The sequence below is a fragment of the Haloarchaeobius sp. HME9146 genome, assembly GCF_025399835.1.
GTDB lineage: Archaea > Halobacteriota > Halobacteria > Halobacteriales > Natrialbaceae > Haloarchaeobius.
Genome location: NZ_JAODVR010000001.1, coordinates 405111 through 417351, shown reverse-complemented (window position 1 = coordinate 417351; position 12241 = coordinate 405111). Strand labels below are relative to the sequence as shown.

Genomic DNA, 12241 nt, shown 5'->3' with positions numbered 1-12241 from the left:
TGTTGAACCACCCCCCTGTTTGAGGGAACCTCTTTACCCTGTCAGTCAATATCAGTAGCCATGGATTCAGAGACGCGGGTCCTGCTGGTCGACGGGGACGACGGCCGTGTTGGTGAGACGGCCGACGTGCTCGTGACCGAAGGATTCGCCGTCGACGTCGTCGCAGACGCTGACGAGGCGCTCTCGGCCATGGGCCGGGCGCTGCCCCACTGTGTCGTCTGCGAGTTCGACGTCGGCGACGTGACGGGTGTCGAACTCCTCCGGACGGTCCGGGCGGTCCACGGTGGCGTGCCGTTCGTGCTGTGCACGGCAGACGGGAGCGAAGCGATTGCAGAGCGGGCGGTCGCCGCCGACGTCGACGGGTACGTCCGGCGGGAGGGAAGCGACTGGAAGGACCGGTTGCTGGAACGGGTGTGCGAGTCGCAGTCGGTCCGGCCGACCGACCAGCAACTGAAAGAGCGTGCGCTCGACGAGGCACCGGTCGGCATCACCATCGCGGACGCGAACGCGCCGGACATGCCGCTCATCTACACGAACGACGCGTTCGAGCGCCTCACCGGCTACGAGCGCGAGGACGTCATCGGGCGGAACTGCCGGTTCCTGCAGGGCGAGGACTCCGACCCCGACGCGGTTCGGCAGATGCGTGAGGCCATCGAGGCCGAGGAGCCGGTGTCGGTCGAACTGGTGAACTACACGAAGTCGGGCGAGCGCTTCTGGAACAAGGTCGACATCGCCCCCATCCGGGCCGAGTCCGGCGAGGTGTCGCACTACGTGGGCTTCCAGACCGACGTGACGGACCGGGTGCAGGCCGAGCGAACCGCGGAACAGCGCGCCGCCCAGCTCGCCGCCGAGCGCGAGGGGCTCGAACACCTGCTCGAACGTATCGACGGACTCATCCAGGAGACGATGGGCGCGCTGGTCGAGGCGACCAGCCGGAACGAGATCGAGACGAACATGTGCGAGCTGCTCGCCGAGACCGACCCGTTCACCTGTGCCTGGACGGGCGAACCCGACCTCGCGGACAACACCGTCCGCCCGAACGCCATCGTCGGCGGCTCCGCGGAGGGTGAGGCGATGGTGCTCGACGGGAGCGGTGGCGTGGTCGAGCAGGCGGTCGAGACCGGCGAGGTGCAGGTCGTCGCCGCAGACGACCTCACGGACCGCGAGTGGCACGAGGCGCGGACCGACGAGCCGTTCTCGACGGTCGCGGTCATCCCGCTGGTGTACCGGGACGCCCGCTACGGCGTGCTGACGGTCTACACCGACGACCCGGCGGCGCTGGACGAGCGCGAGGCGACCATCCTCGCCGCACTGGGGCGCATGGTCGCGACGGCAATCTCGGCCGCCGAGACCCGGCGCACCCTCACCGCGGACAACATCGTCCAGCTCTCCTTCACCGTCACGGACCGGTCGGTGTTCTTCGTGGACGTGGCCGAACGCGCGAACGCGACGCTCACGTACGCCGGCTCCGTCTACCGCGACGACGACTCGCTGGGGATGTTCTTCACGGTCGAAGCGGAGGACCCCGACGAGGTCGCCGACATCGCGAGCGAGTCCGACACCGTCCTCGACACGAAGATAATCACCCGGAACGAGGGCATGAGCCTCATCGAGTTCACCGTCGCCAACGAGGGGCTGCTCTCGACGCTCGCGGCCTACGGCGCGGACGTGAAGGCCATCACGGCGAAACCCGGCACGGCGAGCGTGGAGGTCGAACTCCCGCGTGACGCGAACGCCCGGACCATCGTCGAGACCATCGAGGCCGAGTTCGACGGCATCGACCTCACGGCGTACCGCGAGCGCGAGCGCCCCGCGACGACCAAACAGGAGTTCATCGCGGCGCTCGAGGACCAGCTCACCGAGCGCCAGCTGACGGCGCTCCAGCGGGCGTACTTCGGCGATTTCTTCGAGTGGCCCCGCCCGACCAGCGGGGACGACCTCGCGGACTCGATGGGTATCGCCCGGTCGACGTACCACCAGCACCTCCGGGCGGCAGAACGCAAGCTCGTCGGCGAGTTCTTCGACCGGCCCTGAGCGCTGGCCCGACGGGTCGCCGTCGTTCCGGCTCGCTGAGGGCTCCGCCGTCTATGCCATCTCTCTGCATCCCCTAGAGCGGGGTAGATGTCGACGACCCTGACCTACGCGACCTTCCTGGTGCTGTTCGTAGTGGCACCCATCTTCGGGCTCTCGGTCGCGGCACAGCGACAGGGCCTCCCGCTTCCCCGTGAGGGCCTGCTCCCGACCGGGCTCATGGTCGTCGTCGCCCTCGCGTACACGACCCCGTGGGACAACTACCTCATCGGCCAGGGCGTCTGGTGGTACGGCCCCGACACCGTCGCGCTCACCGTCGGCCTCGCCCCACTCGAGGAGTACCTCTTCATGGCCTTCCAGCCGGTGCTCGCGGCCCTGTGGTTCTACACGCTCCGCTGGCCGCCGGTCCACCCCGAGGGGCCGCTGCCCGGGCGAGCGCGCCTCGTCGGGACCGTCGGCTGGCTCCTCGTCTCCCTATTCGGCGTCTGGTTCCTGACCGACCCGTCGACGTACTACCTCGGTGCCATCCTGGCGTGGGCCTGTCCCGTCGTCGCCCTGCAGTGGGCCGTCGGCGGCCACTACCTCTGGGCGGCCCGGCGCTCGCTCGCGCCCGTCGTCGTCCTCCCCGTGGCGTACCTCTGGGCGGTCGACTGGTACGCCATCGAGCTCGGTATCTGGACCATCTCGGCCGACCACACGACCGGCATCGGGCTGTTCGGGCTCCCCGTCGAGGAGATGGTGTTCTTCCTCGTCACGACCCTGCTCGTCGTCCAGGGTATCGTCCTCTATCATTGGGTGGTGGACCGATGGCAGTAGCCGTTCCCCGTCCGGTCCGACACGCGGTCGACCGGCTCCTGCGCCCGGAGTGGCTCTTGCTCGGGGTGGTGGCCCTCCCGTTCGCGCTCGGGCTCTCGGTCCCAGCGTGGGCCGAGTACCTCCCGTTGCTCGTCAGCATCCTCGTCCTCGGGCTTCCCCACGGCGCGGTCGACCACCTCGTCCCGGCCCGGGTCGATTCCGGCACGTCGGTCCGCCGGTCCGTCGTCCTCGTGAGCGGGCTCTACGCCCTGCTCGGGGGCATCTACCTCCTGGGATGGTTCCTCGCGCCGGTCGCCGCGTTCGCCTTCTTCATCCTGCTCACGTGGGCCCACTGGGGCCAGGGCGACCTCTACTGCCTACACGTGCTCTCGGACGGTCGGTACCCGACGACGCCAGTCCACCGGCTCCTGACGGTCGCGGTCCGGGGGGCGCTTCCCATGTTGGTCCCGCTGGTCGCGTTTCCGGGCGCGTACGAGTCGGTTCTCGCGGCCACGGTCGGCCTCTTCGGGGCCGACCCGGCCACGGTCGCGTGGGCGTTCACGCCAGGAACCAGAATCGCGGTCGCGGTCGGCTTCGCCGTGCTCGTCACCGGCTCGCTCGTGCTCGGGGCACGCTCGCCCGACCCGGCGACCTGGAAGCGCGATGCGACCGAGGTCGGGCTGCTCTCGTTCTTCTTCGCGGTCGTCCCGCCCGTCCTCGCCATCGGGGTGTACTTCTGCGTCTGGCACTCGCTGCGCCACATCGTCCGCGTCGTCGGCCTCGACGAGCCCTCGGTCGCGGCGCTCGCCCGGGGCGACCTCGTCGGCGCAGTCCGAGGCTTCGCCCGTGACGCCACCCCGACGACGGCCATCTCTCTCGTCGTCCTCGCCGGCCTCGCCATCACGGTCCCGCAGACCCCGGCCGGACTCATCGGTCTCGTCGCCATCTACCTCGTCCTGCTGGCGGTGCTGACGCTCCCGCACGTCGTCGTCGTCACGCTGTTGGACCGCCGGCAGGGCGTCTGGTAGCCACGCCGAGTGCCCCCGTTCACGTCGCCAGAGCTGTAGGAACGTCGAGAAAAAAGTTATACACGTCCGTGTTGACGTATCCCATGACTACCATGTCGGGAAACGACCGCACGTCCCGTATTCGGGAGTGGGCGGAACTGATAGGGGAACAGGTTCCGGACGCTATCGATACTCGTGCGAACGGCAGTACCGCCGAGCCACGGCGGCCCGGCGACCGCGAGAACTGAGACCGCTGTAGTGCTTACGAGATCTTGTCGTACTGCTCGGAGAGCTTGTCGGCGGCCTCGCCGAGCTGGTCGCGCTCCAGTTCGGAGAGGTCCCACTCGACGACCTCTTCGACGCCGTTCGAGCCGAGCTTGACCGGGACGCCCAGGCCGACGTCGTCGTGACCGAACTCGCCCTCGAGCTTGACCGACGCCGGCAGGACCTCGCCGGTGTCGCGCAGGATGGCCTCGACCATGTGGGCGACGCCCGTCGCCGGACCCCACTCGGTCGCGCCCTTGCGCTCGATGACGTTCATCGCGGACTCTTTCAGGTCACCGAGGATCTCCTCCTTCTCGTCGTCGGAGAACTCGGGGTCTGCGCCGTCGACGCGAACCTTCGAGAACACGGGGACCTGTGCGTCGCCGTGCTCGCCCAGGATGGTCGCCTCGACGTTCTGGACCTGCGTGTCGAAGCGCTCGGAGAGGACGTAGCGGAAGCGCGCGGAGTCCAGTCGGCCGCCGAAGCCGATGACCTTGTTCCGGTCGCGGTCGCCGGCCTCGTACAGGTGACGGTTGAGCAGGTCGACCGGGTTCGACGTCGTCACCGTGATGAAGTCGTCGTTGTGCTCGGCGAGCGAGGAGCCGATGTCCTCCATGATGGGCGCGTTGTCGCCCGCGAGGTCGATGCGGGTCTGGCCGGGCTGGCGCGGGATGCCGGCCGTGATGACGACGACGTCAGAGCCCGCCGTGTCGGCGTAGGTGCCCTGACGGACGGTCGTGTTCGAGTCGTACGCGATGCCGTGGTTGGCGTCCGCGGCCTGGCCGACTGTCACGTCCTCCTGGTCCGGGATGTCCACGTAGACGAGTTCGTCGACCACGTCACGAAGCGCGAGGTTGTAGCCTGCGGCGGCCCCGACGGTGCCGGCCGCGCCGACTACGCTAACTTTCGCCATAACACTCGAAACTGCTCCCGATTCCGGGTTAAACGTGTCGAAGTCGGCAGTACGGCTTGGGCACCGATACCGGTTCCACGGCCCATTCGACCCTGACGTTCGGGCAGTCTCAGAGCCATATCTGACGGAGAACTCCACAGTTCGGCACCCCCTCCGCCACCACTGACCGGTCCCGCAGGACTTTCCTCTCCCAAAGTCGTCTATCCCGACATGAGCGAGTTCGACAAGGAGGCAGAGCGCGAGAAGTTGCGAGAGAAGTTCGCGAAGGACGAGGAAGACCGCAAGACGACACAGCGGATGAGCGAACTGCTCCTGCAGGGTGCGACGATGACGAACCAGCACTGCGACACCTGTGGCGACCCCATCTTCCGCCACAAGGGCCAGCAGTTCTGCCCGAGCTGCCAGGCCGCAGGACAGGAGGCACAGCGCCAGCAGCAGGCCCAGCAAGCGCAGCAACAACAGCAGGCGCAGGAGGCCCAGAACCAGCAGGCAGACTCCCCGGACCAGTCCACGCCGTCCCAGTCGGTCGCCGACGTCGAGGCCCAGGGCGTCTCGCAGTCACAGTCCGGCGACGATTTCAGCTCGCAGGTCCAGAGCCACACCCCGTCGCGAGCCCCCAGCAGACAGGCGTCACGTCCCGCCCTCGCCGGCGAGTTCGGCGACGCCGAGGCCTCCATCGCCGAGACCATCCGTTACTTCAGCGACGCCGCCGCGAACACGGACGACCCTGCCCGCGCTCGCGAGTGCCTCGCCGCGGTGAAGGAGGCGGCAGAAGCGCTCGGCGCGCTCCGGCGGTAGGTCCTCAGTTCTCTTCGCCCCACTCGAACCAGCGCACGAACGTCACGACGAACCAGACCATCCAGAGCGTGAACGCGACGAGCGCCGCGCCGTAGCCGATGCTCCAGTGCAGGTCGAACACCTGCCCCGCGAGCAGGACGAGCAGCGTGACCACCAGCCCGGGGAAGGTCTTCCGGACGGCGGCGCGCAACGCGTCGCTCACGGCTCGTACTGGCTCCCGATGACCTCCCGGATGCGCTCGGCGGTCACCTGACCGACGCCGTCCACTTCGAGGAGGTCGTCCTCGTTCGCGCACATGACCTCCTCGACGGTGCCGAAGTGTGCCAGCAGCGACCGGGCCGTGACCGGGCCGATGTCCGCGATGGCAGAGACGACGTACTCCTGCTGTTCGGACAGCGTCTTCTTCGACTTCTCGCCGTGGACGGACACCTCGCGGCCGCTCGCTTCCTGTTCGCGTTTCGCGATGACGGCGAGCAGGTCGCGGGTGTCGGCCTCGCCCTCGGTCCGCAGGACGCTCACGCCGAAGTCGACGGCGAGGGAGGCGAGTGCGCCCCGGATGGCGTTCGGGTGGATGTCCCGCGACCCGAGCAGGCTGTCGTCGCCCTCGATGACGAGGATTGGGCGGGCGTAGTGGCCGGCCATGTCGCGCACCTGCTCGAACACCGAGCGGTCGCTTCCGGTGAGGGTATCGAGGAAGTCGGAGACCGACTTTCGCTCGACGGCGACGCGGTCCGAGAGGACGTAGTCGCCCACGGCGAGCGTCTCGAGCCGGGTCGTCACGCCCTCGCGCGTCGAGAGGTCCCGCGGAATCGAGGAGTCCATCTCGCGCTGGTCGATGACGATCTCGACGGTGTCGTCGTCCTGCGGTTCGGCGGCGGCGACCACACCGTCGTCGGCGGTTGACTGGGCGGCCGTCTCTGTCGCCTGTTCGCCGTCGTTTGCGCCCGCGTCGGCGTCGGCCTCCTCGTCGCCGTCCGCGTCGTCGCCCGCCCCGAACTCCTGCAGGCCGGGCTGGGTATCCGCGCTCGCGCCACCGTCGGCGGCTGCCCCGCCCCCGGCTTCCGCGTCGCCCCCGTCGGACTCACCACCGGCGAACGCGGCGAGGCTCTGCTGGGAGTCGTCGAGTTGCTCCTCGACGTTCTTCGCGACGCCCTTGAGCTTGCGAAGCTCGTTCTCCATCTGCTTCTCCTTCCGCCGGGAGATCCAGAAGTAGGCCTCGTCGCGGGTGTCTTCGGCCATCAGCACGACCACGCGCCCCTCGTCCTGGCGGCCGGTCCGCCCCTTGCGCTGGATGGACCGGATGGCCGTCGGGACCGGCTCGTAGAACAGCACGAGGTCGACCTCGGGCACGTCCAGCCCCTCCTCGGCGACCGAGGTCGAGACGAGCACCTCGAACTCGCCCGCCTTGAACTGCTCGAGGGTCTCCTGTTGCTGCTTCTGGGTCATCCCGTCCGAGCCCTCCTTGTCGCCCTGGCCGACGAACCGCCGCGTTTCGAAGTGGTTCGAGAGGAACTCCGTGAGGGCTTCGGCGGTGTCTCTGGACTCGGTGAACACGATGATGCGCTCGCCGTCCTCGATACCGAGCGTCTGGGCGAGCAGGATGCGTGCCTCCCGGTACTTCGGGTGGATATCGTCGAATGACTCGGTCCGTCGAATCGCCTCTCTGACCTTCGGCTCGGACACCATGCGCTGACTCGCCTTCGACGCACCCGACGCCCGGGCGGCGTTCTGCTGGCGCTCGAAGTATCTGCGGGTGGCCTCCACGCTCTGGGTCTCGACGTAGGTGACCGCGGTCCGCAGCTTGCGGATCTCGGCGAGCAGGCTCATGCCCTTGAAGCCCGCCGACTGGTCGTTGTCCATCATCTGGCGCAGCTGCGCCGAGATCTTGTTTATCTGGGTCTCCGAGAGGTCCGGCGAGGTCGCCTTGGTCACGCCGATCTCTTTGAGCTTGCCGAGACGGTCCGCGATGACCTCGTTCAGCGCGTCGCGAATCTCGATGACCTCGTCTGGAAGTTGTATCTTCTTCCACTCGACCTCGGTGTCGTGGGTGTACTCCGAGACGTCGGCGTCGTCCTCGGTCATCACCTCGACCTCGCGCAGGCCGAGGTTCTCACACACCTCCAGAATCTCCTCTTCGTCACCACCGGGAGACGCGCTCATGCCCGTCACCAGCGGGTCAGCGGCGTCCTGGTGGTAGCGCTCTGCGATGTAGTTGTATGCGTAGTCTCCCGTCGCGCGGTGACACTCGTCGAAGACGATGTGTGTCACGTCGCGCAGCGAGATTCTGCCACCGACGAGGTCGTTCTCGATGACCTGCGGTGTCGCCATGACGACGGTCGCGTCCTCCCACAGGGCGGCGCGGTCGTCCGGGCGCACGTCGCCGGTGAACACGACGATCTCCTCGTCCGGAATCTCGAGGGCCTCGCGGTAGAACTCGGCGTGCTGTTGCACGAGGGGTTTCGTCGGCGCGAGCATCAGCGACTTCCCGCCGACCTCGTCGAGCCGGCGGGCGGTCACGAGCAGGCTCACGGTCGTCTTCCCGAGCCCGGTCGGCAGGCAGACGAGGGTGTGGTCCTCGGTCGCCGTCCCTGCGAGCTGTAACTGGTAGAGCCGGCGCTGGAGGAAGTTCGGCGCGAGCAGCGGGTGCTCGACGGACGCCTCGTCGGTGGCAGCCATCGGGGGGAAATTCGTCGTCCCGCCGTTTAAGACTTCGCCGACCGGGGTGAAAGTGAAGCGCGAGTCGCCGATGACGGTCCGGCCGCTCCTCGACGGGAAAGGGCCGACCGCGATGAAAGTGGAGACGGCGCGGTCAACCGTGTGAAACGACAGGCGGCGGATTGGGGGGAGAGTTGGGGGGAGTCCGCCGCACGGTGTCGTTCGTCTCACCACGACGGTGACTGGGCGACGAAGTCGCCAAGAACGCCGGAGATATCGGCGTGTCGTCGTGGCTAAAAAATGGGAAGTACGCGTACCGTAATAAATCTGCCGAGTCCCTCAGTCAACGAGTTCGAGCACGAGCTCCAGCAGTAGCTCCTCTTCGCCGATAACGGCCGCCACGATCGCGAGGAGTACGAGGACGATCAGTGCCACGACGAGCAGTTCGAGCAGTGTCATACCAGGGACTGATCGCTGCAAAATCGAATACGTCGGGCCTACACAACTAGACGGCGGGCGGTGCGGCTCAGACCGGCAGCGAGCCCGTCAGCGCCAGCATCACCCACGCCGTCACCGTGGCCGCGATGGGGATGGTGAGGTTGTCGTCGATGACGTAGCCGGCGATGACCGGCTTCACGCCGTCGGCCAGGGTCGCCGCGACGGCCGCCGAGACGGCCACGAACGCCGGTAGGAACGGGAGGGCGAACGCGAGACTGACGAGGAACATCGCCACGAGCACCCGCGGCTGCTTGACGCTCCGCAGCTCGCCCGACGAGAGCAACCCGCTGATGGGGTCGCCGATGGTCAGCATGTACATCGCGGGGATGGCGACCGCCGGCGGGAACAGCAGGCCGGCGAACGCCCCGCCGATCATGTACAGCGCGTAGCCCGCGAGGTTGTCCTGTTCGTACTCCCGGGTGAGCTTATCGAAGATGGCCCAGTCCAGGCCGACGAACAGCCGCACGGCTTCCAGGACGAGTGCGACCCCCATCGCGAGGACCAGGAACGCCTGGACCGCCCGCCAGGGGATGGTCGGCACGCCGTCGAGCTGGCTCACGAGGTACGCGGTGGGCAGGACCGCACCGGTCGCGTGCACCAGTCGTCGGGCCACCTCGTCGCGCATCTCAGAGGGTGTCGAACGTCCGCTCGCCGGTTCTGAGCGCGGTCAACACGTCGGCCAGCTCGTCGAGGTCGACGCGGACCTGCTCGGTCGAGTCGCGCTCGCGGATGGTCGCCGTCCCCTCCGGGTCGGCGTCCAGGGTCACACAGAACGGTGTCCCGACCTCGTCCTGTCGCCGGTAGCGACGACCGATAGAGCCGGAGTCGTCGTAGGCGACCGAGAGGCCACGCTCGCGCAGTTCCGTCGCGACCGACTGGGCCGTCTCGGGAAGCCCGTCCTTGCTCGTCAGCGGGAAGACACCGACGAACGTCGGGGCGACCTCCGGCTTCAGCGCGAGGTAGCTGCGTTCCTCGCCCTCGACCTCGTCCTCGCGGTAGGCGTGGTGGACGACGGTGTACAGGGCACGGTCGACACCGAACGACGGCTCGATGACGTGTGGGACGATGTGCTCGCCGGCCTCGGTCTCCTCGCTCACCTCGAAGTTGACGTGCTCGGACGGGATCTCGTAGGCCTCGCCGTCGACCTCGACCTCGACGCTGTCGCCGTCGAAGGCGCTCCGGTCGCGCTCGGCGAGCGTCTGCAGCGCCTCGCCGATGTCGGCGGCCGCGCCACCGAACTCGGGACCGAGGTAGCTCATGTCGGGGTCGACCGTCGCGCGCTCGACGTGCTTTGGCTCGTCGTACTGCTTGAACAGCGTGAAGTCCTCGTCGCTGTAGCTGCCGTGCTTGGAGAGGTCGTAGTCGCCGCGGTTGGCGAAGCCGGCGAGTTCGATCCAGTCGCCGTCGACCAGCGCCTCGGCGTCCCAGCAGTCCGCCGCGTAGTGGGCGAGCTCGCCCGAGAGGTGCTGGCGGAACCGGAACTTCTCCATGTCGATGCCGATGCGGGTGTACCACTGCTTCGCGAGGCCGAGGTAGTACGCGACCCACGCGTCCGAGATGATTCCCTCGTCGACGGCGTCGCCGATGGCCATCGTGACGGGCTCGCTGTCGTCCGATTCCTGCATCTCCGCCGAGTACAGCGGCGCTTCCACGTCACGAACCACGTCGAGTGCCGGCTCGTCCTCTTCGGGGTCGATGAACAGTTCGAGCTCGGCCTGCGTGAACTCGCGCAGGCGCAACAGCGACTTCCGCGGGGAGATCTCGTTTCGATAGGCAGGACCGATCTGCGTGACGCCGAACGGCAGCTGGTTCCGGGCGTACTCTTTCAACTGGGGGAACTCCACGAAGATACCCTGTGCCGTCTCGGGGCGGAGGTAGCCGGGCTGGGAGGAGCCCGGGCCGATGCTCGTCTGGAACATCAGGTTGAACTCCTCGATGGCCTGGCCCGCCAGGTCCGCGCCGCAGTTCGGGCACGTGAGCTCGTGCTCGGCGAGCAGGTTCTCGACCTCCGGAATCGGGAGGCTCTCGGCCTCCTCGATGCCGGTGTTGTCCTCGATGATGTGGTCGGCGCGGTGGCTGGCGTGACATTCGGGGCACTCGACGAGCATGTCGTCGAAGCCGTCGAGGTGGCCCGACGCCTCGAAGACGGGCTCGGGCATCACGATGGGTGCGTCGACCTCGAAGTTACCCTCCTTCAGGGTGAAGCGCTCGCGCCAGGTGTCCTCGATGTTCTCCTTGAGGGCCGCACCCTGGGGACCGTACGTGTAGAAGCCGGAGACACCGCCGTACGCGCGGCTGGACTGGAAGAAGTAGCCCCGGCGCTTGGCGAGTTCGACGACGGTGGCCGTCTCAGTCATACAGTGCCTCCAGCAGGTTCAGGTCCCGCACGATGCCGACCAGCTGGTCGCCCGACACCATCGGGACCTGCTCGATGTCGTGGCGGATGAGCAGCTGGGCGGTCTCCTCGGCGGTCTTCTTCGTCGACACCGTCACGAGGTCCTCGGTCATGAACTCCGAGACCGGCTCGGCCGGAATCTCGACGTTCCGGGTCGGCAGGTAGCGGCCGCCGACCGCCTTGATGCCTTCCCACATCCACTCGTCGTCCTCGTTGGCGATGGAGTCGCCGGTGTCGTCCTCGCCCTCGACGATGCGGGCGACCTCGATGATGTCGACCTCGGTCAGCATGCCGGCCATGTCGGCCTCGTCGTCGAGGACGACCGCGTAGGGAACGTTCGCGTAGTAGAGCTCGCGCTCGGCGACGGGCAGCGGCGTGCCCGAGTACGTGGTGTTGACGTCCTTCGTCGCGAGGTCGCCGACCACGGCGTCGGTCTCGGCGTCCCCGCGGGCGATGGCGTGGACCACGTCGGTGACCGTGATGATGCCTTCCAGTTCGCCGTCGACGACGGGCACGCGGCGGGCGCGCTCCTCGACCATCAGGCGGGCGACGTCCGCGATGGACGTGTCGTCGGTCGTCGTCGGCACGTCCTCCATCAGGAGGGCCAACTGGTCCTCGTCGGGTCGCTCGATGAGGCTGTCTCGGGAGACGAGACCGCGGTACTCCTCGCCGTCGTCGGACGGCTTTACCACTGGAACCGAAGAGAACCCGTGCTCCTGCAGGTACGACAGGACGTCGTCACGGGTACCCGGCAACTCGACCGTCACCAGCTCGGAGCGGGGGGTCATCGCGTCGGCTACTTTCATATCGGCTCTATAGGTTCAATCGCCGCATAAAGCCCCTGTTTCGTGTGCGGAACCGTGACGCCCTCGCTCGCGACGACGT

General features: G+C 67.8%; 11 protein-coding genes. 5 read left to right on the top strand and 6 right to left on the bottom strand.

The genetic code is table 11. The features are described 5' to 3' along the window. The first annotated feature begins 60 nt into the window (after nt 1–60). From N6C22_RS02135 to N6C22_RS02125, 3 genes are all read left to right on the top strand, one after another. A complete protein-coding gene (locus N6C22_RS02135; RefSeq protein WP_261649068.1) occupies nt 61–2034 on the top strand; it encodes a bacterio-opsin activator domain-containing protein in 1974 nt (657 codons plus the stop codon). An 87-nt stretch (nt 2035–2121) separates the two neighbouring features. Further along, complete coding sequence (locus tag N6C22_RS02130; protein WP_261649067.1) at nt 2122–2847, top strand: lycopene cyclase domain-containing protein; 726 nt, start codon at nt 2122–2124, stop codon at nt 2845–2847. Next, nucleotides 2838–3854 (top strand): Brp/Blh family beta-carotene 15,15'-dioxygenase, encoded by a 1017-nt coding sequence (locus N6C22_RS02125; protein WP_261649065.1) that lies wholly within the window; start codon nt 2838–2840, stop codon nt 3852–3854. Before N6C22_RS02130 ends, N6C22_RS02125 begins: the two co-directional genes overlap by 10 nt. A gap of 241 nt (nt 3855–4095) precedes the next feature. Here the strand turns inward: N6C22_RS02125 and mdh are convergent, their stop codons facing one another. Continuing rightward, nucleotides 4096–5010, bottom strand: coding sequence for a malate dehydrogenase (gene mdh, locus N6C22_RS02120; protein ID WP_261649064.1), 915 nt, complete (start codon nt 5008–5010; stop codon nt 4096–4098). Between the two features lie 210 nt (nt 5011–5220). Between mdh and N6C22_RS02115 the strand changes: the two genes are divergently transcribed. Next, nucleotides 5221–5808 carry an Sjogren's syndrome/scleroderma autoantigen 1 family protein gene (locus tag N6C22_RS02115; RefSeq protein WP_261649063.1) on the top strand — a complete coding sequence of 196 codons (588 nt, stop codon included), beginning with the start codon at nt 5221–5223 and terminating at the stop codon, nt 5806–5808. 4 nt (nt 5809–5812) lie between these two features. Here N6C22_RS02115 and N6C22_RS02110 read toward each other — a convergent pair whose 3' ends face one another. Both N6C22_RS02110 and N6C22_RS02105 read right to left on the bottom strand, forming a co-directional pair. Further along, nucleotides 5813–6010 (bottom strand): hypothetical protein, encoded by a 198-nt coding sequence (locus N6C22_RS02110; protein WP_261649062.1) that lies wholly within the window; start codon nt 6008–6010, stop codon nt 5813–5815. Then, nucleotides 6007–8484 (bottom strand): DEAD/DEAH box helicase, encoded by a 2478-nt coding sequence (locus tag N6C22_RS02105; RefSeq protein WP_261649061.1) that lies wholly within the window; start codon nt 8482–8484, stop codon nt 6007–6009. Before N6C22_RS02105 ends, N6C22_RS02110 begins: the two co-directional genes overlap by 4 nt. On the opposite strand from N6C22_RS02105, the gene N6C22_RS02100 reads away from it, so the two are divergent. Continuing rightward, entirely contained in the window at nt 8474–8629 is a 156-nt protein-coding gene (locus N6C22_RS02100) for a hypothetical protein (protein ID WP_261649059.1), read from the top strand. The genes N6C22_RS02105 and N6C22_RS02100 overlap by 11 nt on opposite strands. A gap of 360 nt (nt 8630–8989) precedes the next feature. On the opposite strand, the gene N6C22_RS02095 is transcribed toward N6C22_RS02100, so the two are convergent. From N6C22_RS02095 to N6C22_RS02085, 3 genes are read right to left on the bottom strand one after another with little or no spacing between them, the layout of a single operon-like run. Next, nucleotides 8990–9586, bottom strand: a complete 597-nt coding sequence (locus N6C22_RS02095; RefSeq protein WP_261649057.1) for a dolichol kinase — start codon at nt 9584–9586, stop codon at nt 8990–8992. A 1-nt stretch (nt 9587) separates the two neighbouring features. Continuing rightward, complete coding sequence (gene glyS / locus N6C22_RS02090) at nt 9588–11318, bottom strand: glycine--tRNA ligase (protein WP_261649055.1); 1731 nt, start codon at nt 11316–11318, stop codon at nt 9588–9590. Then, complete coding sequence (locus tag N6C22_RS02085) at nt 11311–12162, bottom strand: CBS domain-containing protein (RefSeq protein ID WP_261649054.1); 852 nt, start codon at nt 12160–12162, stop codon at nt 11311–11313. The genes glyS and N6C22_RS02085 overlap by 8 nt, the downstream gene beginning before the upstream one ends. Nucleotides 12163–12241: the final 79 nt, after the last annotated feature.